Source organism: Mucilaginibacter gotjawali (genome assembly GCF_002355435.1).
In the GTDB taxonomy this organism is placed as follows: Bacteria; Bacteroidota; Bacteroidia; order Sphingobacteriales; family Sphingobacteriaceae; genus Mucilaginibacter; species Mucilaginibacter gotjawali.
Genome location: NZ_AP017313.1, coordinates 2,916,981 through 2,942,707, shown reverse-complemented (window position 1 = coordinate 2,942,707; position 25,727 = coordinate 2,916,981). Strand labels below are relative to the sequence as shown.

At 41.9% G+C, this 25,727-nt stretch carries 17 protein-coding genes; 9 read left to right on the top strand and 8 right to left on the bottom strand.

Annotation, left to right across the window (positions count from 1 at the left end; genetic code table 11):
- Positions 1-15 precede the first annotated feature (15 nt).
- Positions 16-309, top strand: a complete 294-nt coding sequence (locus MgSA37_RS13040; protein ID WP_096352477.1) for a YXWGXW repeat-containing protein — start codon at positions 16-18, stop codon at positions 307-309.
- A 95-nt stretch (positions 310-404) separates the two neighbouring features.
- Here the strand turns inward: MgSA37_RS13040 and argS are convergent, their stop codons facing one another.
- Positions 405-2,174 (bottom strand): arginine--tRNA ligase, encoded by a 1,770-nt coding sequence (gene argS / locus MgSA37_RS13035; RefSeq protein WP_096352475.1) that lies wholly within the window; start codon positions 2,172-2,174, stop codon positions 405-407.
- Positions 2,175-2,394: 220 nt separating this feature from the next.
- On the opposite strand from argS, the gene MgSA37_RS13030 reads away from it, so the two are divergent.
- Both MgSA37_RS13030 and MgSA37_RS13025 read left to right on the top strand, forming a co-directional pair.
- Positions 2,395-3,036: a hypothetical protein gene (locus MgSA37_RS13030; protein ID WP_096352474.1), complete on the top strand. Its 642-nt coding sequence runs from the start codon at positions 2,395-2,397 to the stop codon at positions 3,034-3,036.
- Positions 3,037-3,226: 190 nt separating this feature from the next.
- Positions 3,227-4,672, top strand: a complete 1,446-nt coding sequence (locus MgSA37_RS13025) for an arginine deiminase family protein (RefSeq protein ID WP_096352472.1) — start codon at positions 3,227-3,229, stop codon at positions 4,670-4,672.
- Positions 4,673-4,711: 39 nt separating this feature from the next.
- Here the strand turns inward: MgSA37_RS13025 and MgSA37_RS13020 are convergent, their stop codons facing one another.
- The 3 genes from MgSA37_RS13020 to MgSA37_RS13010 are packed head-to-tail and all read right to left on the bottom strand — an operon-like array spanning position 4,712 to position 8,550.
- On the bottom strand, positions 4,712-5,788 hold the full coding sequence (locus tag MgSA37_RS13020) for an SGNH/GDSL hydrolase family protein (protein WP_096352471.1): 1,077 nt from the start codon (positions 5,786-5,788) through the stop codon (positions 4,712-4,714).
- A gap of 40 nt (positions 5,789-5,828) precedes the next feature.
- Entirely contained in the window at positions 5,829-8,189 is a 2,361-nt protein-coding gene (locus MgSA37_RS13015) for an endonuclease MutS2 (RefSeq protein ID WP_096352469.1), read from the bottom strand.
- A complete protein-coding gene (locus MgSA37_RS13010) occupies positions 8,170-8,550 on the bottom strand; it encodes a DUF4296 domain-containing protein (RefSeq protein WP_096352468.1) in 381 nt (126 codons plus the stop codon). The genes MgSA37_RS13015 and MgSA37_RS13010 overlap by 20 nt, the downstream gene beginning before the upstream one ends.
- Positions 8,551-8,592: 42 nt before the next feature.
- Here MgSA37_RS13010 and MgSA37_RS13005 point away from each other — a divergent pair, with 42 nt between their 5' ends.
- The 5 genes from MgSA37_RS13005 to MgSA37_RS12985 all read left to right on the top strand — a co-directional run bounded on the left by MgSA37_RS13005 (position 8,593) and on the right by MgSA37_RS12985 (position 14,509).
- Positions 8,593-9,282: a YggS family pyridoxal phosphate-dependent enzyme gene (locus MgSA37_RS13005; RefSeq protein ID WP_096352466.1), complete on the top strand. Its 690-nt coding sequence runs from the start codon at positions 8,593-8,595 to the stop codon at positions 9,280-9,282.
- 105 nt (positions 9,283-9,387) lie between these two features.
- On the top strand, positions 9,388-9,861 hold the full coding sequence (locus tag MgSA37_RS13000; RefSeq protein ID WP_096352465.1) for a GNAT family N-acetyltransferase: 474 nt from the start codon (positions 9,388-9,390) through the stop codon (positions 9,859-9,861).
- A gap of 23 nt (positions 9,862-9,884) precedes the next feature.
- Entirely contained in the window at positions 9,885-11,141 is a 1,257-nt protein-coding gene (locus tag MgSA37_RS12995) for an aspartate kinase (protein ID WP_096352463.1), read from the top strand.
- Positions 11,142-11,247: 106 nt separating this feature from the next.
- Entirely contained in the window at positions 11,248-13,974 is a 2,727-nt protein-coding gene (locus MgSA37_RS12990; protein WP_096352462.1) for a carboxypeptidase-like regulatory domain-containing protein, read from the top strand.
- A 100-nt stretch (positions 13,975-14,074) separates the two neighbouring features.
- Positions 14,075-14,509, top strand: a complete 435-nt coding sequence (locus tag MgSA37_RS12985) for a VOC family protein (RefSeq protein WP_096352460.1) — start codon at positions 14,075-14,077, stop codon at positions 14,507-14,509.
- Positions 14,510-14,592: 83 nt separating this feature from the next.
- Here the strand turns inward: MgSA37_RS12985 and recQ are convergent, their stop codons facing one another.
- Entirely contained in the window at positions 14,593-16,788 is a 2,196-nt protein-coding gene (gene recQ / locus MgSA37_RS12980) for a DNA helicase RecQ (RefSeq protein WP_096352459.1), read from the bottom strand.
- A gap of 324 nt (positions 16,789-17,112) precedes the next feature.
- Here recQ and MgSA37_RS12975 point away from each other — a divergent pair, with 324 nt between their 5' ends.
- Complete coding sequence (locus MgSA37_RS12975) at positions 17,113-18,198, top strand: mannose-1-phosphate guanylyltransferase (protein WP_096352457.1); 1,086 nt, start codon at positions 17,113-17,115, stop codon at positions 18,196-18,198.
- Positions 18,199-18,309: 111 nt separating this feature from the next.
- On the opposite strand, the gene MgSA37_RS12970 is transcribed toward MgSA37_RS12975, so the two are convergent.
- The 3 genes from MgSA37_RS12970 to MgSA37_RS12960 all read right to left on the bottom strand — a co-directional run bounded on the left by MgSA37_RS12970 (position 18,310) and on the right by MgSA37_RS12960 (position 25,649).
- Positions 18,310-20,685, bottom strand: a complete 2,376-nt coding sequence (locus tag MgSA37_RS12970; protein ID WP_096352456.1) for an ABC transporter permease — start codon at positions 20,683-20,685, stop codon at positions 18,310-18,312.
- Between the two features lie 82 nt (positions 20,686-20,767).
- Positions 20,768-23,137, bottom strand: coding sequence for an ABC transporter permease (locus MgSA37_RS12965; RefSeq protein WP_096352454.1), 2,370 nt, complete (start codon positions 23,135-23,137; stop codon positions 20,768-20,770).
- Between the two features lie 127 nt (positions 23,138-23,264).
- Positions 23,265-25,649 carry an ABC transporter permease gene (locus tag MgSA37_RS12960; protein ID WP_096352453.1) on the bottom strand — a complete coding sequence of 795 codons (2,385 nt, stop codon included), beginning with the start codon at positions 25,647-25,649 and terminating at the stop codon, positions 23,265-23,267.
- Between the last annotated feature and the right edge of the window lie 78 nt (positions 25,650-25,727).

The following is a 25,727-nucleotide window of genomic DNA, read 5'->3' as shown; positions in this document are numbered from 1 at the left end:
TTAAAAATAAGACCAATGAAAACAATATCAAAATTGGGGATGATGCTTGCTTTAGCTGGTTCCCTTTTCCTGGCTTCTTGCGCAGGAAGTTACTATGTTTATGAAAGGCCTGCAGAACCGGTTTATGTAAGACCGGTGGCTCCATATCCCGGTGCAATTTGGATTGAAGGTGATTGGGTGTGGCAAGGCGGCAGGTACGTTTATTTCCGTGGCCACTGGGACAGGCCAAGACCCGGCCGGGTATGGATGCGCGGCGCCTGGGAACGTGGCCCACGAGGATACAGATGGCATAGAGGTTATTGGAGGTAAGCCCCCGGCCCCCTAAAGGGGGTGTTTAAAAACAAAAAGTCTGGCGTTTTTTTCGTCAGACTTTTTTTGTTCCCCTTTAGGGGGTTAGAGGGCTTTTACATCCGCTCAGGAACTTCAATACCAAGCAATTTCATCCCTTTGCTGATTACTTTTCCCGATGCTAATGAAAGCTGGAGACGGAATTGTTTTGTAGGGTCGTCCTCCGCCTGCAGGATGGGGTTTTCATGATAAAACTTATTGTAGTTTTTAGCCAGTTCGTAAATATAATTGGCGATCAGCGCCGGGCTGTAAGCCTCGGCTGCCAGTTTGATAATTTCGGGGAAACGGGTAAGGGCAACAATAAGATCACGTTCTTCGCCGGCTAAGTTTTGATAGGCTGCCGCCTTGCTTTTTTCTAACGCGCCTGCTTTTTTTAACACCGATTTTATACGCGCGTGGGTATACTGTATAAATGGCCCGGTATGGCCCTCTAATTCAACCGACTCATTCGGGTCAAATAATAATCGTTTTTTAGGGTCGACTTTCAGCAGGAAGTATTTTAAAGCGCCCATACCTATAATGTGGTATAAATGCAGCTTTTCGTCTTCGCTAAACGCGTCAATTTTCCCTTTGGCGAGCGCCTGTTCTTTGGCAGTTTGTTCCATTTCGGCCATCAGGTCATCGGCATCAACAACGGTTCCTTCACGCGATTTCATTTTGCCGGATGGAAGGTCAACCATACCATACGATAAATGAAATAAACCCCGCGCCCAGGTTTTACCCATTTTTTGCAGGATGAGGAACAATACTTTAAAATGATAGTCCTGCTCGTTACCTACCACATACAAGGACTTATCCATACGGAAATCATTGTATTTTAATTGGGCGGTGCCAAGATCCTGTGTCATATACACCGAAGTACCGTCCGACCTTAAAACCAATTTTTCATCAAGCCCGTCGGCCGTCAGGTCGATCCACACCGAATTGTCTTCTTTCCTAAAAAACACGCCTTTTTCAAGGCCCTCTTCAATAATATCCTTACCTAAAATATAAGTATCCGATTCGTAATAAAATTTATCAAAACTAACCCCCAGCTTTTTATAGGTTTCGGCAAAACCGGTGTACACCCAGGTGTTCATCGTTTGCCAAAGCGCTTTCACTTTTTTATCCCCGGCCTCCCATTGTTGAAGCATCTGCTGGGCCTCTTTAATCAATGGGGCGTTCTTTTTGGCTTCATCCTCAGTTTGCCCTTCGGCTATTAAGGCCTCAATCTGAATTTTGTACTCCCTGTCAAAAAGCACATAATATTTACCGGCCAAATGGTCGCCTTTCATCCCGGATGACGCCGGCGTTTCGCCATCGCCCCACTTTTGCCAGGCCAGCATTGATTTGCAGATATGGATGCCACGGTCATTCACCAGGTTGGTTTTAATAACTTCGTACCCGGCCGCAGCAAGGATCTCCGCAACCGAAAAGCCCAATAAATTATTGCGCACATGCCCTAAGTGCAAAGGTTTATTGGTATTGGGAGATGAATATTCAACCATTACTTTTTGGCCATTTGGCTTAAAAACGGCAAAATCATCGGGCAGAATTTCCGTATATAACTGGTTCAGCCAATAATCGTCGGCAAAAGAAATATTCAAAAAACCCTTGATTACATTAAACCCGGCAACTTCGCTCAGTTCGTTTTGCAGGTAGGCGCCAATCTCATTCCCGGTTTGCTCAGGTGACTTTTTAGAGAACCGGGTAAAAGGGAAAGTAACAATGGTTACCTGGCCTTCAAATTCCTTACGGGTTTCCTGCAGGTTGATATCACCGGCAGTAATATCAGTATGATATAAATGACTAATCGCTTTAAGTGTAGCTGCAACAATAAAATCCATCGCGCAAAAATAGTGATTTAAGTCCGAAAGTCGGGAAAGTCCGGAAGTCGGATTTGTCGTTGAATGGAAATTTAGTGCGAAACCTAAGCTGCCAATACTGTAAATAGCCACGGGCCTCGTTACTTGAGAACCAAGAGGAATTTCATGATTATGTTGCAGAAGGTTTAGGGCTTCAGAAAAGAGTATTGTTGATTTCGTATATTTAACGATATTTACGACAATGAACCTTTCAAAGCTTTCAGTTCTCCTTTTATTACTTACCTTGTTTGCGTCTTCAAGCTGTCGATCACAATCAAAAACTGACGCTATATTGTTAAAAAAAGTTGATAGTTTGAATGCGACAGACATAAATACATTGATTAAAAGTGGTTATATACGTAATACTGACGCTGCAATCATCGGAACCTACATGATATCAATAGCGCAAAGTAATAACACTAAAGATTGGACTGTTAAACAGTTACTGGATTCAGTTAAAGCAAAAATGAAACAAGCCGACAATGCTATTGCTGTTAAAAATAATTTTGGAAAAGATTCAGTTTTTATTCGTTTGCCCAATGGCAACAAGATGTTTATTGGGATGGGCGAATTGTCATTTGAAAAAATGATTGCCAGAGCAAGTGCAAACCTCCCCGAAAATTACGATGGAGATTACAATCTAAAAATCAATTCCCAAGAGAATATAAAAACTGCAAGCCTTTTAGTTTCCAGGAGTGATTATCCCGCATTAGTTGGAAACATATTACTGTACAAAAGGGATAGTGGTCAACTGAAATACACAAAGATTGGCGACATATTTGAAATATCAAAAAGAATAATTAATTCTAAGGAATTTGCCCCATTTATGGATTCTTTTAAATAAGAATCGATATTATTTACACAAATACTGAAAGATCTCTTGATATTTTTAGAGGAAACCTTAAAAACAAAACTGCACCAATTTAACTGATTTCGCAGCTGTTGGTAACGATCAACATTTCAAACAAGAATTTAATTCCGAAATCGAAAATCCGAATTCCGAAATCATTAGATTTGCCTTCTGCAAAAAATTTATGAAGCTCAGCAACAACAATTTTAAATTAGATGTAACCTCCGAAATTGGTAACCTTCGTGCCTTATTGATCCATAGCCCTGATAACGGACTTGGAAAAGTAGTGCCTTCAAAAGCCCAGGACTGGCTTTTTGAAGACATTGTGCACCTGGAAACGATGCGTAAAAACGAATATGATTTCTATGTCAAATTGTTGATGTATTTTCTCGATCCTGCTAGGATCAAAGGCAAGCTAAAGGAAATAGACGCAAAAGAATCAAACCGCGTTTTTTACAAACCTGATAACAAGGATTTCCACTGTTCAAACAAGGTAATCGAGATTCAAACCTTGCTTGAAGATATTTTGCAGGAAGACGATATCCGCAAAAAGCTGGTTGCATCGGTGTGTGCTATCGAAAACTGCAATTATCGTTTGCAATTAAAATTGATTGATACCCCACCGGCCGAGCTTGCAAAAATCATTATTTCGGGATCGTTGAATAAACATGAAATGATCTTCGCTCCTATCCCGAACCTTATTTTTTCGAGGGATATTGGCATAGCGGTAAACAATTTTATGCTGCTGAACAAACCCGCTAAAAAGGCCCGGGCCCGCGAAACTTTACTGGTAAGGTATATCTTCTTCAATCACCCGCTTTTTGCCGGCTACCGCGATAATATTTTGGAAATCCCCGAAACCGTGCAGCATTTTTTGCGCCCCGGCGAAGATAATGAGCAAAAAACAACGCTGGAAGGCGGTGACGTGATGATGGTGAGTCCGCAGCACCTGATCATCGGCTGCAGCGAACGTACTTCAGTAAGCGGCGCCAACGAAGCCATAAAGCTATTGTTTCAAAATGACGTGGTTAAAAAAGTAACCATTGTAAAAATTCCGCATAAGCGCGATTACATGCATATTGACACCGTTTTCACCCAGGTAAAGCGGAATACATGGGTTCTGCTAAGAAGTTTGGCCGTACCTGATGGCGCAGGCGAGATTGATGAACCGTTAGGCTGGTTTGCGGACAAAAAGAATAAAGATAAAACTGAAATTGTTCAGTTTGAAAAAGGGAAAAAGCCAAAAACCTTTAAGCGTTTGGAAGATCTGCTCAACGATGTAAGTAAAAACGACCTGGGAAGCGCTGAAAGTACCGTTTTCATCTATTCAGGCGGCGATACTTTCCCTTATGATGCCCGGGAGCAATGGACAGATTCATGTAACCTGCTTGCCCTTAAAGAAGGTGTTGTTTTGGGATATGACCGCAATGATAAAACGGTAGAGGCTTTTAAACAAAAAGGTTTTAAAGTGATAAAAGTAAAGGACCTGCTTCAAAAATTTGAAAATGATGAACTTAACCCCGAGACTATGACAGATACGCTGATCTTAATGCCTTCGGCGGAGCTTTCAAGGGCGCGGGGCGGTTTCCATTGCATGAGTATGCCGCTTTTACGGGATAAGGTTTTATAGTTTGCTAAATACATCTCCCGTTCTTTATGGAGAAAAATATTACCATGTAATACTTTTCTCCATAAAGCCTATCAGGTCATCGGCCATTGTTTGTTGTTCTTTAACGCTTGGGTGCCCGTTGGTGTTCTTATAAGGGATAAAGTGAGTGTAGATATTTTTATCATTCAGACCGGCTACTGCTTTATCAATATATCCCGGCCATGGCGAACCAGCCCTGGTAGCATCCATGCTGCCCAATATGCAAATGATCTTTGCATCCGGATATTTGGCACGCACAGTTTTGACAAAGCTTTGATAGGCGTTGATTATAAACTCAGGCGTAGGTGGCGTTGTGCCGAACCGCGCTTTAAATTGCTCATTATCCGGCAACTTAACGATCCAGGAATCATTTTGAAATAAGTTGATAACTACCACCTGCGGTGTGTATTTTGAAAAGTCCCATTTGCTGTTAGGGTCGGTGGCATCAAGGCGATCATACATCTCTGACATGATAAGCGGAAACCAGCTTACTGTTATGCCGATGCCGCTTTTGGAAGTATTATGCATTTCGGCATTAAAATGGCGGGCAGTTATGGCCGCATAGCTCAGGTAGCCATTTTCATACGGGCTGGTGCCGCGGTCTTTACCAGTGGTATCTTCGTCGGCATAGCCACAGGTAATTGAATTACCGAAAAACTCTATTTTGCGTTTTTGAGCTGTTGGTGGTGATAAAATTTTATCACCTTTATTAAGCTCGAACTGGTAAAACCAGGTTTTACCCATGGCCCATTCGGTGCGCTTAAACAATTCAAGGGTATGTTTCCCGGCCGGTAATCCAGTGGCTAATTGATAAGTTTTTTTGGTTAATTCGGGATGGATAATGCTGGTAACCCTACCATCCACAATCACATTATAATTATTATCGGAGCGTTCGTCTTTCAGTACGGCGCTTATCCCCGTTCCGCTGAAATTAACAGTTATTGAACTGGCCGACCACGATAATTCAGCAGTACTGTCTGTCATCGCTATGCGTCCCGAATAACGGATATGAGAGTTAGTACATTTAACAATCGTTTGAGCGCCGCATTGTAAACCGGCGGCAATGGCAATAACGAAAAAACTTATTTTTAAATTCATGACTTAAATTTTGATCAACCTAAAAACTGTTTGCATTTTTTTATTTAAAATATACGTAGGTAATACCATCCCCGCCCCTATCGGCATGTTCATCTTCCATGCGGTCAACCTGGTCGTATTTTTTTAGGTATTGCCTGATCATCTTGCGTAAAATACCATCGCCTTTACCATGAATGATCTTTAAATTGCCAAAACCCATCATTAGTGCGCGGTCAAACAGCCTTTCAATATTACTAAGGGCATCTTCTGTGCGCATGCCCCTAACATCAATTTCGGGGTTAAAACTGGCCATATCTCCGGTTTGGCTGTTGTAATTCCGCCTGATCTCTTTTGGTACCGTTGATTTAGCAACTTTAATAATCCGTTTCTTTTTAGCCACCGTACGTAAATCGCCAATGGCAATTACCACGTTATCTTTAATGATCTCTATCACCTGTCCTGTTGTTTCGCTGTCGGCTAATTTAACCCAATCGCCGGGTTTTATCTCTTCGTCTGCAGGTAATGGTTTAGCAACAATCGGCTTAATTGTGTTTTTTTGAAGTTCGGCGTTCAGGTTTTCCCTCAAAACGCGGGTTTTCTCCTTATCCGCATTGCTGCTTTTAATTTCGGAGATGGTATTTTCAACCAGTTTATTGGCATTTAAGATGATATTTTTTGCCTGATCTTTGGCATCCCTTATCAGCGCCTTTTTATTTTCTTCCAGGTAACTTTTCAGCGTTTCATTTTCGGCAAGCAGGGCGTTTACCTGTCGCTGCTGTTTTTCAAGCGCTATCCGGGTATCGTAGATTTCCTTTTTCTCACGTTCCAGGTCAACCAACAGGGTGTCTACCTTCTTCTGCCCCGCGCTGATCTTATTTTTGGCCAGGTTAAGCACATTTTGAGGCAAGCCAATTTTTTGAGCGATCTCAAACGCATATGAACTGCCGGGTTTACCCACTTCAAGCATATAAAGTGGCTTCATTTCCTTGTTATCAAACAGCATCGATGCGTTCTCTATCCCTTCGGTATGGCTGGCAAAAATTTTCAGGTTCGAGTAATGGGTGGTCACCATACCTTTTACCTTTTTATGATTTAATGATTCCAGCACTGCCTCGGCAATGGGCCCACCAAATTGGGGATCAGTTCCTGTTCCAAATTCATCAATCAAAACCAGTGTTCTCCCGTTGGCCTGTTCAACAAACTCTTTCATTTTCGAAAGATGGGCGCTATAGGTACTCAAATCACTCTCAAGCGACTGATCATCGCCTATATCCACAAACAACTGTTTAAACACCCCAACAACGCTCGCTTCGGATGCGGAGATCAGCAAGCCTGCCTGCACCATGGTTTGCAATAGGCCAACCGTTTTCATGCAAACCGACTTACCACCAGCATTTGGCCCGGATACCACTACAATCCGGGTATGCTCATCAATCTGCACGTTCAGCGGCACTACTGTTTTATGCTCCTTTTTAAAATTCAGCAATAAAAGCGGGTGCCTGGCATTGGTTAGCTTTATACTGGCTTCGTTTACCAGCTGTGGCATTTCTGCTTCGATATCAATTGCGAAAAGTGCTTTTGCCCTTACAAAATCAAGTTTGGTTAACAGGCTGTGGTACGATAACAGCAAAGGCACATAAGGCCTTAGCTCATCAGTTAAAGCCGTTAGTATTTTGATGATCTCGCGCCTGCGGTCAAATTCAAGATCGCGGATGCGGTTGTTTAAGGTAAAAACTTCTTCCGGTTCCATGTAAACCGTTTGGCCGGATGCAGATTCATCATGAATAAAGCCTTTTAATTTTCGCTTATTTTCTGCCAGTAAGGGGATACACAGGCGGCCGTCACGTATGGTTAACGAGCCATCGGCCGTCCAGCCATTGCTGCCGGCATTTTTAAACACCTGGTCTATCTTTTTGCGGGCTTCCTGTTCGGCACGTGCAATGCCCGAGGTAATCTCCTGTAAGTCGCGCGATGCGTTTGGCCTGATCTTCCCTTTCTGGTCAATAACCATATCGATCTTTTTAATGATCGCTTTTTCAATGGGTAAATGTTCAAACAGGGCTTCCAGGTTGGGATATAAACCTTCCCGCTCGTTAAAATAGGCAATTACGGCAAATACGGTTGTTAATGACGCATGTACCTGGTAAAATTCTTCTTCACTTAAAAAAACGCCTTCAATCCTGGTTTTATTGGCAAGCGTTTTTATATCAAAAAAGTGGTGAATGGGCAACGCATCATCATTCTGCAAAATATTTTTGAACTCGTTAGCCTGGCCCAGAAACTTACTGATCTGGTCGAAATTATGCATCACCTGGATCTTGTCGACCATTTGCCGGCCCATTTCGCTAAGGCAATGTGCTTTAATTAATTCCTTTACCTCGGCAAAACCCAGTTTATCGGTATTATTTCGGGTGTGGGGCATTAGTAGTTTTAAGTAGTTTCTTATTAATGGAATCAGTTTTGGCTTGCAGGTCGACCAGTATTTTATCGTACATCGCCTGGAACTCAATCGGCTGTGTAGTATAATATTTCAGGCTCCGCCTGAACTCAATTGAATCAACATGATATTTTTTAAATAAGGTAAGATACCTGGCCGTACCGTATTTATACAAGGTATCCGGGCTTTGCGAAACAGCATTGTACAAACTGCCATCGAGTATATGAATATCTGTTAATAGCCTGACCATCTGGTCATGTTCTATAATTTTGCCGTTACTTTTACCGGCCGTGCAAGCAAATAAAAGTAAGCTTACTGAAAAAAACAAGGTGATATATTTATGCATTCTGTAATTTAGCGGCTTATTACTGAACAAAATTACGGATAAATGAGCATTGCAGATAATATAAAAAGCTTAAAAAACGAAACCGGCCCAATAAACGTAACCCTTTTAGCCGTATCAAAAACAAAATCAAACGAAGAAGTGCTGGAGGCATATAACGCCGGGCAGCGTTTGTTTGGCGAAAACCAGGTACAGGAACTCGTTGAAAAGCACGAACATTTACCACAGGATATTGAGTGGCACCTTATCGGCCATTTACAAACCAATAAAGTAAAATACATAGCGCCATTTATCAGCATGATCCAATCTGTCGACAGTTTAAAACTGCTGCAGGAGATTGATAAACATGCAACCAAAAACAACCGGATCATCGATTGCCTGTTAGAGGTTTACATAGCCGATGAAGAAACCAAGTTTGGTTTAGGTTTTGACGAGGCGATAGAACTGCTGCGCTCCGAAGAATTTGCGGCCTTAAAACATATCAGGATCAGGGGATTAATGGGAATAGCTACCAATACCGATAATCAAAAACAGATTAAAGACGAGTTTTATGAGCTAAAAACATTTTTTGACGGCATCAAACAAAGCTTCTTCAGGAAAGAGCCTACATTTGACACCTTGTCAATGGGCATGTCATCAGATTATAAAGTCGCTATTGAACAGGGCAGTAATATGATCAGGCTTGGCAGCACTATTTTTGGCCAAAGGGTGATCAAGCACTGGAAGAACAATTGATTTCGGAATTCGGATGTTCGATTTCGGATTCTTTTCGAAATAAAAGATCGATGTGCAATTATTTAACCCAACATTCTACCAATGAACTAATGAACGATTGAACTAATGAACGTAAAAATACGAATAGCAAAAAAAGAAGATTGCCCCCGGTTATTGGAACTGGTTAATGAACTTGCGCTTTTTGAAAGGGCACCGGAAGAGGTTACCGTTACCCTGCAGGAGTTTGAAGATGCCGGCTTTGGCGAAAAGCCCGTTTGGAAGGCGTTTGTTGCCGAAGTTGATGGCTCGATTGTAGCATTCGCCGTATACTATATCCGTTACTCTACCTGGAAGGGTTGCAGAATGTATTTGGAGGACCTGATCGTTACCGAAGCAATGCGCGGTAAAGGCGTCGGTAAATTATTATTCGACAGGCTGATCGTTGAGGCAAAAGAAATGGGCTTTAACGGAATGGCCTGGCAGGTGCTCGACTGGAACGAGCCTGCTATAAAATTCTATAAAAAATATGAAGCCGGTATAGAAGCAGGCTGGTTAAACGGATCTTTATCAAAGGAACAGTTGTTGAGTTTTGAGTTGTAATTTTAAAATACTTATTGTAAATAATGCTTGTTTTTAAATTCGGTGGGGCTTCTGTAAAAGATGCCGATGGCGTGGTTAACCTGGCCAATGTGATTAAAAAATTTGAGGGGCAGGAGTTGCTCATCGTGGTATCGGCCATGGGCAAAACAACAAATGCGCTTGAAAAGTTAACCAAAGCCTACTTTGATGGAGATGATACACTGCATAGTATCTTTGAAGATCTCAAAAATTACCATTACACCATAATGGAACAATTGTTCGAACCCACCAATCCTGTTTTTGACGAGGTAGCCAATACTTTTGTGGAAATAGACTGGGCGATAGAAGATGAACCGCACGACGATTTTGATTTTATTTACGACCAGATCGTATCTATTGGCGAATTGGTTTCAACGCGTATCGTTAACGCTTATTTAAATGAAGTTGGCTTAAAAAGCGCCTGGCTGGATGTGCGCGGCTATGTTCAAACAGATAATACTTACCGCGAGGGAACGGTACAATGGGACAAAACCTGCGCTGCTATTCAAAAAGACATCCCCGTATTATTGCAGAAAGGCATTGTGGTAACGCAAGGCTTTTTAGGGGGCACCTCCGAGAACTTCACCACCACGCTGGGCCGCGAGGGCTCGGATTATACGGCTTCCATATTTGCATCGTGTTTAGGGGCCGAATCTGTAACTACCTGGAAAGATGTGCCGGGGGTACTCAATGCCGACCCCAAGTTTTTTGAGGATACCGTTAAATTTGATGAACTATCCTATACAGAAGCGATTGAGATGACCTACTATGGCGCCAGTGTGATTCACCCTAAAACTATCAAACCGCTGCAAAATGCTAAAATACCGCTGCTGGTGAAGCCATTTAATGACCCGGAAGCACCCGGTACGATCATCCACGAAAACAGCGCAAACATTTTCATCAAGCCGGTAATTATACTAAAACATAACCAGGTATTGCTTTCGCTCTCGGCTAAAGACTACTCCTTTATTTCAGAAGATCATTTAAGTAACATTTTTAGAATGTTTGCCCAAAACCAGGTAAAAGTAAATATGATGCAAACATCCGCATTAAGCTTTTCTGTTTGTTTTGATTATAAAGAAGATCGTTTTAAAAAGCTTTTTGATGAATTAAGCGCAGGATTTAAAGTTAAATACAATAACAACCTTACATTAATTACAGTAAGGCATTACAGTGCAGATTGGTTAAATGAGCTAAAAGCCGGTAAAACAATATTGCTGGAGCAATTGAGCAGAAATACCATTCAGATGGCTGTTAAATAGGCCAATTGTTAAATTTTGCAATAAAAATGTTAAAGTACCGTGAATTTATCATTTTTAACAGGCAATGGGCTATATTAGCCGGGCATAGCAGGTTAAATTCTATTTTATGAGGTTTTTCAGATTCGTTTTTATTTTATCATTATTTCTTAGCCTATTTTATTTACCTGTTTCAGCACAAAACAATAGCGAGGTTTTAAACCAGCTGCTGGCCAAATCAGCAAAGGCTTATACCGACCTGCCGATAGAAAAGGTTTACCTCCACTTTGACAAACCCTATTACGCTGTTGGTGATACTATTTGGTTTAAAGCTTATGTAACTACCGGCATACACCAACCATCATTGATCAGCAAAATTGTATATGTCCATTTTTTGGCGCCACACGATTCACTGGTACAATCGTTAAAATTACAGGTAAAAAACGGTGTTACCTGGGGGCATATCGCGTTAAGTCAAAATTCATATAAAAAAGGTAATTACCGGATAGTAGCCTACACTAATTATATGAATAATTTGGGAGTGGCCTATTTTTTTAATAAAAGTATAACGTTGGGTGATGCTATTAATAACCCACTGTCTGCCCAGGTATCATTAAAGACTTCAGCTTCGGGTAAATCCAATAAAATATCTGCCGGTATTCTTTATAAGGATAACGAAGGAGTACCGATTTCAGAAAAGAGAGTTAGTTGGTCAGTGGAAAGAGATGACGAATCCATCGCCAAAGGAAAAGGTGTAACAGATAAAAATGGTTTTATTGATATCAGCTTTGTTAACACCAAAAATTTAAGCCTTGATTCCGCTAACCTTGTTACTCAAATAGAAAACAGGCAGCAAAAAATGATAACGAATTCATTTTCGTTAAAACCCATATCGCGGCCAAACGATATCCAGTTTTTCCCGGAAGGGGGCCAGTTGATAACCGGTGTACGCACAAAAATAGCTTTTAAAGCTATTAAACCTGATGGCTTAGGCATTGATGTGAAAGGCACAATTACCGACAATAACAACAATGTCGTCAACGAATTTTCTTCTACTCACCTGGGCATGGGTGCTTTTATTTTAGCGCCCGAAGACGGAAAAACTTATACGGCCCACGTAACTTACGCAGATGGAACAACAGCTAACCCGGTTTTCCCGAAAGTAGGAAGTGACGGGATCGCCTTGAGTGTTGACAATAGCAGTGCTGATAATTTAAATATTAAATTACAGGCGGATGAAGCTTTTTTGAAAGATTTCAAAGGCAAAACTTTCTTTATTATCGCAAAATCAAGCGGCGCAATTGCCTTTGCAGCTAAATTGCAGCTATTGGACGCTATTTATAATGCATCTATTCCAAAAAGTAAATTCCCTACAGGTATTGTTCAATTAACGCTTTTTACCGAAGACGGTGAGCCTGTTAGCGAACGCATTGCATTTATTCAACACAATGATCAGTTAAATCTTACAGTAAACAGCGACCACCCCGGTTATGAGACCAGGCAGTTGGCAAAGTTAAAAGTAACGGCAAAAAATAGCGGCCAGCCGGATGAAGGTAATTTTTCTGTTTCTGTAATCGATGAATCGAAGGTCCCATTTGATGAAGATGCTGAAACCACCATATTAACCAACCTGCTTTTAACTTCGGATATCAGCGGTTATATAGAGAAGCCGAATTATTACTTTAATCATTCCGATCAAAAAACAGCGGCCGATCTTGACATATTACTGCAAACACAGGGCTACCGCAGGTACTCTTATGATGATATTATCAATAACAAGCAAAGGCCCTTGGTTTTTGGCGTTGAAAAAGGCATCGATATTATTGGCACATTACGGTCGTCAAGCGGCATACCCGTTAACAGGGGAAATGTGCACATATCCATCCCTGATAAAAATTATTTCGCCAATACGATAACTAATGCGGATGGGCGATTTATATTCCCTAACCTGGTATTTCCCGATTCTGCAAAAGTGATGTTAAGCGCCCGTGATAATGTTCGCGCCAGCGACCTTGTACTTACGGTAGACGGCGAACCACGGCAATCCATCCCGATTAACTTTGCCGAGCCCGATGCCATAACCAATATTGATAGTGTGCTTAGCCCGTATTTAAAAAACAGCAAGATACAATTCAACAATTTACATATTTTAAAAGAGGTAGTTATAAAAGATAAAAGGATTGTAAAAACCGTAAGTCATAAAGACTATGGGAATTTAGCAAGCCTTAGCGACCAGCCTGATCATGTTATAAAAGCAGACCAACTGGAAGGATGCAATTCGCTGCTTGAATGTATTAAAACACTTGCCGCGGGCATGACCTTTGAAAATGAAAACTTTTATGTTTTCAGAGATTATTCACAGGGCAAAAAAGTGCCCACACAGGTATTTGTGAGAGGAATGCCTGTTGATGCGTCCTACCTGCAGAGTGTTGACCCTAAAACCGTTGAATCGATAGAAATATTTACAAAAGACGAAATGGGCCTTGTAAACAGCGCCTATAATTCTAATGGCGCCATTGTAGTTAACTTGCGCAAAGTGGAAACACAGAAAATAAGCTTCCAGGATCTTAAGCAACTGATAGGCAGCAGAAATGAATTGACCCTTTTACCCAAGGGATATGAGCCGGTTAAAACCTTTTACCTGCCCAGATATACCGGGCCGCGTACAAACCAGCCGGCGCAAATTGATACACGCAGCACGATTTACTGGAACCCGAATATAGTTACAGATAAAACCGGGAATGCGGACCTTGAATATTTTAATGCTGATGGAAAAGGAACATACCGCGTTACGGTAGAAGGATTAGACCAGGATGGAAATATTGGGCGGGCGGTTTACCGTTATGTGGTGAAATAATTTGCTGTAAAATTGAACGGGTGTAAAAGTTTTAGCGATATAACTACGCCTTAAATATTGATTTTAACCCGGTAATTATAAAACATTAAAACATCCCTGTATGAAACCCCCATTAACACCTTTTCATGTTGCTGTACCAGTTTACGATCTTGATGAAGCCAGAAAATTTTACAGGGAAGTTTTGGGTTGCAGCGAAGGCCGCAGTTCGGATATGTGGACAGATTTTAACCTATTCGGCCACCAGTTTGTGATCCATTTAAAACCCCGCCCTGCTGAAAAAACTGAACACCATTTTAACCCTGTTGATGGCCACGATGTACCGGTTCCGCATTATGGTGTGGTATTGGAGTGGGATGAATATAAGGAACTGGAAATACGGCTGCGCCGGCACCATGTAAAATTTGTAATTGAACCCTATATCCGCTTTAAAGGCTTGCCCGGAGAACAGGCAACCATGTTTTTCCTGGACCCATCTGGCAATGCGCTTGAATTTAAATCTTTTAAGGATTTAGGGCAGCTGTTTGCAACAACTTAACAATAGATTCCCGCAAAAAAGCCTCCGGAACTTAATCCAAAGGCTTCTAAAAAACATTTTTGACTTGAGACTTTCGACTCTTATCAATTACCCATTTCGGACAGGAATTTAATGCGCATCAGTTGTACTTCTTCACGGCTATAATCTTCGTTGCCCAATTCTGCAAGGGCATCGTCAATCGAATCTACTTCCGCGGTACGGAAATAATCAAATATTTCGTCCTGCTTATCCTCGTCAATCACTTCGTCGATATAATAGTTCAGGTTCAATTTTGTACCTGAATTGACAATGGTCTCCACTTCCTTTAAAATCTCATCGTAGGTAAGGCCTTTTGAGGCCGCAATGTCATCCAGGTTCAAATGCCTGTCGATGTTTTGGATGATAAATACTTTTAACGCCGATTTGTTGGCAGCGCTCTTGATCACCATATCTATTGGGCGGTCAATGTCATTATCCTCCACATATTTCTGGATCAGGTCGGTAAACGGCTTGCCAAATTTGAGAGCCTTCCCTGCCCCTACGCCCGAGATCTGTTTCAGTTCATCGGTAGTAATCGGGTAATGCGTACACATTTCTTCCAATGACGGATCCTGGAAGATAACAAACGGCGGCAATCCTTTTTGCTTAGCCAGTTTTTTACGCAGATCTTTCAGCATCTGCAATAACTCAGTATCTAAAGCACCACCGCCTTGTTTTGGGCCGTCCTCGCTGTCATCATCATCGGCAGCTTCAATCGGCCTGTTTAATACAAAACGAATGCTGTATGGGTTCTCTATAAACGAATTGCCCGTTTTAGTTAAACGCAGCAGACCATACTGGTCAATATCCTTTGATAAAAAGTTATTCAGGAGTGCCTGCCTCAACAGCGAATTCCACAAATTGCGGCCATCTTCTTTACCCGAGCCAAAATATTCCAGCTGGTCGTGCCCGTAGCTTTTTATCTGGGCATTGTCTTCACCCAGCAAAATGCTGATGATATACAGATCGTCAAATTTCTCACCAATCTGTTTGATCAGGCTTAATGCCTTGTGCAGGTGCAGTTCGCCGTCAAAATGTTCCTTATGGGCGCAGCAATTGTCGCACATGTTATTGCAGCCTGCTTCGTTAAAGTTTTCGCCAAAATAATGCAGCAGCTGTTTACGCCGGCACACACTTGACTCGGCATAGTCGATAACTTCTTTCAATATCTGGGTACCGATCTCACGTTCTGAAACCGGTTTATCCTTCATAAATTTCTGGAGCTTATCAATATCCTTTTCAGAATAAAAGGCCACACAAACCCCTTCTCCGCCATCACGGCCGGAGCGCCCGGTTTCCTGGTAATAGCCTTCCATGCTCTTGGGCACGTCATGATGAATTACATAGCGTACATCGGGTTTATCAATACCCATACCGAAGGCAATGGTAGCCACAATAACGTCTACATCCTCCATCAAAAACTTATCCTGCGTATCGGCACGTACTTTTGGGTCGAGGCCTGCATGATAAGGCAAAGCTTTTACACCGTTAAGTGATAGTACCTGGGCAACTTCTTCTACCTTTTTACGGCTAAGGCAATAAATAATGCCGGATTTGCCTGTATTCTGTTTAACAAACTTAACGATCTCTTTGATCACGTTACGTTTTGCCCTTACCTCGTAAAAAAGGTTGGAGCGGTTAAACGAAGATTTAAAGATGGTGGCATTGTTCATCTGCAGGTTTTTTTGAATATCCTGCTGAACTTTGGGTGTTGCCGTAGCTGTTAAAGCGATGATTGGAATATTGTCGCCAATGTTACTGATCACTTGTCGTATCTTCCTGTATTCGGGCCTGAAATCATGCCCCCACTCCGAAATACAATGCGCTTCATCAACTGCAACGAATGAAACATTGTTCAATCGTAAAAAATCAATATTTTCCTGTTTGGTTAATGACTCTGGCGCAACATATAATAATTTGGTTTTACCTCCCAGCACATCTTCCTTTACTTTTGTAATATCAGCTTTTGTTAATGATGAATTTAAAAAATGGGCAATACTATCTGAGCCGCCGAAGGCTCTTAACTGGTCAACCTGGTTTTTCATTAAAGCGATCAGGGGCGAGATCACTATGGCAGTACCTTCACTCATCAGGGCAGGCAATTGATAGCACATGGACTTGCCGCCACCGGTGGGCATTATCACAAATGTATCGTTACCCGCCAGTATATTGGTTATTATCGCTTCCTGCTCTCCCTTAAAATTATCGAACCCAAAAAAATTCTGGAGGTTATCAAAAAGAGACTTCTTAGTTTCTAGCATTCTTTACTTATTCTTGAATTATTTTAAAAGTTTAAAGTAACAAAAATTTATCAATAAACGATGGAATTACTTTAAAATTTTATAAAAAAATGATTAAGGGAATAAAAACAATTTGTTTATTTATACATTTAAACAACAGAGTTTTGGCTTTTTGTTTATTTAATTTTATTTAATACTGATATTACAAATTATTATACATTTTTGCCGCACATTTACCAAATAAACTATCTGGAGCCTGGAGCCGTAAAAAAGTCGGGAAAAAAGCTCGGTATAGCTTCATTATTGTTACCATATTTTTTAATAATGAAAACTGTTTAACAACTTATGAATAAAAACTACTACGCCATTATCATGGCAGGCGGAATCGGGAGCCGCTTCTGGCCCATCAGCCGCACTTCTCACCCCAAACAATTTATTGATATTTTAGGAACCGGGAAAACATTAATACAAAACACCTATGATCGTTTTTTAAAAATATGCCCCAAAGAAAATATTTACGTTGTTACCAATGAAATTTATACGGACCTGGTAAAAAAACAATTGCCTGATATGGGCGACGACCAGATCCTGACAGAACCGGTAATGCGTAATACAGCGCCTTGCATCGCCTATGGATCCTTTAGAATTGAAAGCATGAATCCTGACGCAGCAATTGTCGTAGCCCCCTCAGATCATTTGATTTTAGACGAAGCCGCTTTTGTAAGCGCCATCGAAAAATCCCTTAAGGTAGCTACTGAAAACAATTGCCTGATAACGCTGGGTATTAAACCTTCAAGGCCAGACACCGGGTACGGGTACATTCAATATACCGATAACAGCCTCGAAAATGATTTTTACAAGGTAAAGACCTTTACCGAAAAGCCCACGCTGGAAATAGCCAAAACCTTTTTGCAAAGCGGCGATTTCCTTTGGAATGCTGGTATATTTGTATGGTCGGCCAGGGCTATTGTACATGCATTTAACCAATACCTGCCCGATATGCACGAAATATTTGCGGATTCACGGCCGGTTTACAACACCCCCGAGGAAAGAAATCATATTCACAAAACCTACCAGCAATGCACCAACATATCCATTGACTATGGCATAATGGAAAAGGCCAACAATGTTTATGTTCTGCCTTCGGAATTTGGCTGGAGCGACCTGGGTACCTGGGCATCCATTTATGATCTGGCAGAAAAAGATTATGTCGGAAACGCAGTTATCCCTGCTGAAAAGGTAATCATGTACGATTCATCCAATTGTATGGTGAATGTACCTGGCGAAAAGTTGGTTATTTTACAGGGCCTGCATGATTTTATTGTGGTTGAAGCCAACAATACGCTGCTGATTTGCCCCCGCGACCAGGAACAAAATGTTAAAAAAGTGGTTGCCGACGTAAAACAACAGTTCGGAACAAAGTATATTTAGGTTAGAGATCAGAGACTAGAGATTGGAGATTAGGCCGAAATAATTCGGTTAATTTTTCTAATCTCTAATCTCTAATCTCTAATCTCTAATCTCCAACCTCTGATCACTACCCTATTCGCTCCGTAAACTTTTAACCGGGTTGGCCAAAGCTGCTTTTATCGCCTGAAAACTCATGGTTATAAAAGCGATGGTTATTGCTGTTACTCCGGCAATTGCAAACACCCACCATTGTATAGTGATGCGGTATGCGTAATCCTGAAGCCATTTATACATGGCAAACCAGGCGACCGGGGTAGCTATGATCAATGAGATTACTACCAGGATCAGGAAGTCTTTTGAGAGCATTGCTGTTATATTGGAAACACTAGCGCCAAGCACCTTGCGAATACCTATTTCCTTAATTTTTACCTGGGCTGTATACGTTGCAAGGCCAAATAAACCAAGGCAAGAGATCAATATGGCAATAGCCGCAAAGGCGCTGAAAAGCGTTCCGGAGCGCTGGTCGGTTTTGTAAAGGTTGTTATAATCATCATCCAAAAACTTATATTCAAACGGGAAGGCCGGGTTATATTGTTTCCAAATTTTTGCGGCGGCAGCAATGGCTTTAGAAGCGTCTTTACCTGTTGTGCGGATAGATATCCGCCAGTTGTTGCCGGGTTGATAAGCAAAGATGGCCGGCTCAATCTTTTGTTTCAATGAAGCAAAATGAAAATCGCGCACCACCCCTATTATTGTCCCGTTAATGTCATGCAGTTTAAATCGTTTACCAACCGGGTTTGTTATCCCCGTGGCGCGTACGGCGGTTTCGTTTAAAATAAAGTGTGCCGAATCTGTTTTATACCCGGCAAACCCTTTTCCGGCAGCCATCTTCACTTTAAAAACATCCAGGTAGTATTTATCGATATACATCGGATGGATCAGGAATAACGAATTAGGGTCCTTGCCATCCCAATCTGTATCGCCCGTATTATTGCCAATATTTACGATATTATCACTGGAACTGGTGACCCCATATACCCCTGGCCGGTTAAGCAATTCAGTGCGTACACCCTCATAATTCTTTTGCATATCACGCATCCCGAATGAAAATACATAAGATTTATCATACCCCAATTCCTTTTCCCTGATGTATTTTAATTGGCTGTTGATGATGATAGTACCGATGATCAAGCCGATGGAAAAGATAAATTGGGTAACCACCAGTATTTTCCGGAAAGCTACATTACCAACCCCTAATGATATTTTGCCCTTTAAGGCGCTGATGGGTTTAAATGATGACAATAGTAAAGCAGGATAAATACTTGAAGCGGTTAATGTTGCTAAAACAGTAAGCCCTATAACTTTCCATACGCCGGCATCAAATAAGTTAAACTGCATTTGTTTGCCCGAAACAGTATTGTATAACGGCATCAGGATTTCAATGGCCGCAAATGCCAATACCAGGGCCATTGAAAAAAACAAGACCGTTTCGATAACAAACTGTGCAAAAAGTTGCTTTTTTTCCGCGCCGATTATTTTGCGGATGCTTACTTCTTTTGAACGCAGCATGGCACGGGCCGTTGACAGGTTTACATAATTGATACAGGCTATCAGCAATATAAATACTGCCACAATCAAAAATATCCTTACGGTTTGCATGCCCGAGGCACTACCATCCGGATTGTACAAATGGATTTGCGTAAAAGGCTGCATCTGGTATTTAACCTTGGCGGCATCAGGACCTGGCTGATGCCGCACATGTATTTTTGTTAATTTATCAGCCACTGCCTGCGTGGAGGTACCGGGTTGAAGCAATAAAAAAGTGCTGGTGTAATAATTGCCCCAATCTTCATCCATTGATTTCCAGTAATCAGTACGGCTGTATTGTTTTTTTCTAACATCGATAGAAAAAAGCATATCGAACTTGATAGAGGAATTTTCGGGCGGATCAGCCATTAAACCGGCAACAATGTAATTATCTTTATTGTCGCCCAACAAAGCTTTGCCCATCGGGTCGGCATCACCAAAAAAACGTTTTGCGGTGCTTTCTGTTATGATAATTGATTTATCGTTCGGGAAAGGTGCATTAATATTCCCTTTTAATAGTTTAAAATCGAACACCTTAAAAAAAGAAGGGTCGACATACCAATTGCCATTCTCGCCTGTACTTAACAGCCTTTCCTTGTATCTGAATACCGAATAATTAAAATTGTATATAATCCTTACTGCATTTTTCACTCCCGGCACTTCCTTAAGCGCGTAGGTAGCTACCGGGCCTTGCACGCCGGCCCATAATTGTTTGCTGCTCCCCGTACCAATCTGGGCATCCATCTGGTAAAGGTGTTCCGCACGGGTATTGAACCTGTCAAAACTTAGCTCATCATTTACCCACAAAAGGATAAGCAAGCCAACAGTGAGCCCTAATGTAAGGCCTGTGATGTTGATAGCGGAGTAAAATTTGTTGTTTAAAATATTACGCCAGGCGGTTTTAAAATAGTTTTTTATCATGTTGACTAATTATGGAATTAGTGATTTATTGAATTGATATACATTCATCTATGCTATTTATTTTACTGCAAACTGCTACTGCCTACTCGCTCCTTAGGCTCTTTACCGGGTTTACCAGCACCGCTTTGGCGGACTGAAAGCTTACCGTCAATAACGCTATGGCAATCGCCATGACTCCGGAAAGGGCGAACACCCACCATTCAATGCTGGTACGGTATGTATAGGCCTGCAGCCATTTATACATGGCGTACCAGGCTATCGGTGTAGCAATCAAAAGCGCGATGAACACCAATATCAAAAATTCTCTTGATAACAGGGTGAACAGGGAAGCAGCACTGGCGCCAAGCACTTTACGGATGCCAATTTCTTTAACACGCTGTTCCGCAGTGAACATGGCTAAGCCTAATAAACCCAGGCAAGAAATAAATATCGCGATGAATGCAAAAACATTGGATAACCTGCCGACAACCTGCTCATTATTATATAACTTTTGGTATTCCTCGTCAGAAAAGGCGTACGTAAAAGTAAAATCAGGATTTAACTCTTTACAAAGCTTTTCAATACTGGCTAATGCTTGTTTGGTTTGCCCGGGGTGGGTACGTACCAAAATATTTCCGTAATCCTCGTTCTCACGCAGTCTTACTATCAGCGGGTAAATGGGCTCGTGGAGAGAGTTAAAATGAAAATCTTTTAATATGCCTACTATTTTGCCTTTTTTCCCCCACATGGTTAAGGGCTTTCCAACAGGATTTTTGTACCCAATCCGGCTTAAGGCGGCTTCGTTGATCAGGTAGTTGGAGGTATCAGTTACATAATCGCGCGAGTAATCCCTCCCATCGGTCATTTTGAGCTTGAGTGCCGATACAAAATCATATCCTACCGATACCTGTGTAAATTCAACATTCAGGTTTGGGTCCTTACCGTCCCACTGCACCCCGCCCGTGCTGGAACCGAAATTAGTGGGCGTCATACTCATACGTGTTACCTGTTGAATACCGGGCATTTTCAACGCCTCATTCTTGAAAATTTTGTATTTGGCAGTAAGGTCCCCTTCCAGGGGGATATAAATGAGGTTCTCGCGGTCGTAACCAAGATCTTTAGTCTGGATATAATTTACCTGCTTTGAAACAACGATAGTGCCGATGATCAGGAAAACCGAAAGACCAAACTGTACCACAACCAAAACTTTGCGAAACAGGGCCGAACCCGTACTAAGCTTTGCTGCGCCTTTAAGAACGGTAACCGGGTTAAATGATGATAAAAACAAAGCAGGGTAACTCCCTGATATGAATCCTGTTATAAACGTTAGCCCGAACAACCACAACCAAAAGGTAAGGTGACCAAAAGGATATGAAATTTGTTTTTGTGTAACTGAATTAAAAACCGGCAGCAGGATGATGACAAGGGCGATGGATATAACTACGGCCAGAAAAGTCAACAAGATCGCTTCGCCCATAAATTGCCTTATCAAAACTCCCCGGACCGCGCCTACCACTTTACGAACACCAATCTCCCTGGCCCTTTTTACTGAACGTGCCGTAGTTAAGTTCATGAAATTGATACAGGCGATCAGGATGATAAAGGCCGCTACTATGCTGAAAAGATGTACATACTCAATACGGCCACCGTCGGGTTTTCCGTTGGTGAAATGGCTATAGAGATACACATCGCTGAATTTTTGCATGCCCAGCTCTTCCCGGAAAGCTTTACTTTGTTCTTTATTATATTTATCCAGGAATCGGGATATTTTTTTGTCAACCAATGCCGGATTTGCATCAGCCCTCAGCATGATATAGGCCCCCGGGCCGTTGTTGCCCCACTGTTTTGCCCAGTCGTTCTCTTTTAAAAAACTATCCCAATTTACCAGGTATTCGAATTTGAGTGACGAATTTTCGGGCAGATCTTCAAATACAGCCGTTACCGTAAAATTTGTTTTATTGTTATACCTGATGATTTTGCCGATAGCATCATGCGGGCTTCCGAAAAATTCACCGGCCATTTTCCTGGAGATGGCTACGCCGGCCGGACTGTTTAAAGCCGTTTTCGCATTGCCTTCTAACAAAGGATAGCTAAACATCTTAAAAAAGTCAGAATCAGCCGCATTCCCTTTCAGTTTCAATATCTTATTGCCTACCCTGAAAGTATTATCGCCATTAAAACCGTAGTTGGTGGCATATTTTATTTCGGGGATAACTTTTTTCATTTCATTGGCCAACACCCCTGGAACACTATATTGCCCAACTACTTTCCCGTCGTAGTACTGCCTTTCAAATACGGTGTATAAAGATGGGCCGTTGGCATGAAATGCATCAACGTTCAACTCATTTTGCACCCACAATAAAATAAGGATACTACAGGCCATCCCAAGGGCCAGGCCAAGTATGTTAATGGTCGAAAAAAACTTATTTTTCCATAAGTTTCGCCAGGCTATTTTCAAGTAGTTTTTTATCATGTTAACTAATTATTGGATTAGCGATTTAGTGAATTAATGATTTGGTCGTTGGGTCATTAGCTGTGCGACATTGGGTCATTAGTCATTGTGTACGGATGCTGCAACCAATGACCCAATGACTTTCCCCTTACTCGCTTCTTAAACTCTTCACCGGGTTCATCAAAGCTGCTTTCAGGGCCTGGATGCCCACTGTTATCCAGGCTACAATTAACGATGCTGCACCTGCCGCAATAAAGACCCACCAATGGATAGAAATGCGATAGGCGAAGTCCTGTAGCCATTTGTACGACATATACCAGGCAATTGGTGATGAAATAACAGCAGCCAGCATCACCATCCACAAAAAATCTTTGGAGAGCAGCATGATGATGGTGGACACGTTTGCGCCAAGGACTTTGCGGATGCCGATCTCTTTAGTGCGTTGCAAAACGGCATAGGCAGTAACAGCGAACAAACCCAGGCAGGCCAGCAAAATAGCTATTATTGAGAAGGTTGTAAACACCCTGGCTGTGCGTTGTTCGCTGCGGTAGAGGGCATCGTAATCTTCGTCCAAAAACTTATATTCAAAAGGGCGGTATGGAACGCGGTCTTTCCATATTTTTTGTATAGCCTGCAGTGCAGAAGGTGTATTATTTCCGGCAACCCTTACAAACATGGCCTGTGTTTGTTCATGATCCAAAAAAATCAGTAAGGGGCCTATGGCATCATGGAACGATTTAAAATTAAAATCTTTAACAACAGCCTTAATTCTCCCGGGGAAGTTCTTCGAAATCTCTTTCCCTATGGCCTGCTCCGGGGTCCAGCCTAACGCCCGTGCAGCCGATTCATTCAGCATAAATGAATAGCGATAGTTTTTGTACTTATTGGCGGTATCCATTTGCAGCAGATCAGTACGGTTAAAATCGGTTCCGGCAACAATCTTCAGCTGCATGGTTTTTATAAAATCCTCGTCCATAGGCAGTGCATTCACAGTTAAATTTTTACCGTCCTTGGTGTGTATAGCATCCCCCCACTGCACATCAACCGGTTCGTTGTTTGCTGCCGCGACACTTTCTACACCAGGGATATTACCGATCACTTTTTTTATCGCATCAACTTGTGGAACCGTTTTATAATCGACCGGCAAAACTATTACGTTACTTTTATTGTAACCCAGGTCTTTGGTGCGGATATAGGATAGTTGTTGTAAGATGACCACCGTAGTAATGACCAGGAAGATGGAAATAACAAACTGGAAAATAATGAGCGAGCGGCGTACCCCCTGACCTGACGTAAATGAAAAACCCGATTTTAATATTTTTGCCAGTTTTATATTTGATAATAATAAGGCAGGATACGCGCCGGCCAAAAAACCAATAACGATCCCTAATATAGCAAGGCAAACCAGTATCGCGGGATCAAGCAAGGCAGTAAAATTAAACTGCTTACCAGAGATCTGGTTAAAAAATGGCAACAGGAGGAAAGATACCCCTATTGCAAACAGCAGCGCAATGGCAGTTACCAGCATCGACTCGCCAATAAATTGCTTAAAAAGCTGTTGTTTGGCTGCGCCCAGCACTTTGCGGATGCCAATTTCAGCCCCGCGGCCTGCTGATTGCGCGATGGACAGGTTTACATAGTTTACGCCGGCAATAACCAGGATAAGCACAGCCACCACCACCAGGATGTAAATATACATCATACTGCCCCCGGGTTCCAGCCCATCTGGAATGTTGGAGTGTAGATGAACGCTGGTGAGCGGCTCGATACTAAAGGTTAAATGCTGGCTACCGGTTACTTTTAACTCGTCCCTGTCAACCTTTTGCATATATGCTGTAATTTGCTTTTGCAGGGGTGCGATATCGTCTTTGCTTTTGAGCAGCAGGTAGGTTAAATAATTAGCGCTGTCATATGCTTCGGTCTTAGCGGCATCCAAAACACTAAACGGGACAACAAAATCAAACCGGATCTGTGAATTTGAGGGCGAATCAGCAGCAAGCGCCGAAACGACATAATTTTTATCCCCCACTTTTAAGATCTTCCCGATAGGATTCTCCGGCCCAAAATATTTTTGCGCCGCCGTTTGGGTGATAATTATTTTTTCATTTGTATTTAACGCGGTAACCGGATCGCCATTGAGCAGCTTAAAAGAAAAGAGCTTAAACAAAGATGGCTCAGCATACAGGAAGTTCTTTTCCTCGAATAATTGATTTTTATAGCCAATTATCCTTGTTCTTTTAAAGATCCTCACAAAATCAACCACCTGCGGGAACTCGCGTTTAAATTGAGGGCCAACCTTGGTGCCCGTCATAGCAACTTTCTGCGATTCGCCGCCGAAATTATAATCCATTGTAACCCGCACTATTTTATCAGCGTTCTGGTTAAATCGATCGTAACTTAATTCGTGTTTGATATAAACACCGATCAACAGGCAGCTAACGATCCCCGCGGTTAAGCCAATGATGTTGATAAACGCATATAACCTGTTTTTCTTCAGGTTACGCCAGGCGATTTTGAAATAGTTTTTTATCATGGTGACTAATTATTGAATTAGTGAATTATTGAATTAGTGAATTGCTCATGGGGTCACTTGTTGTTGGGGCTCGGACGC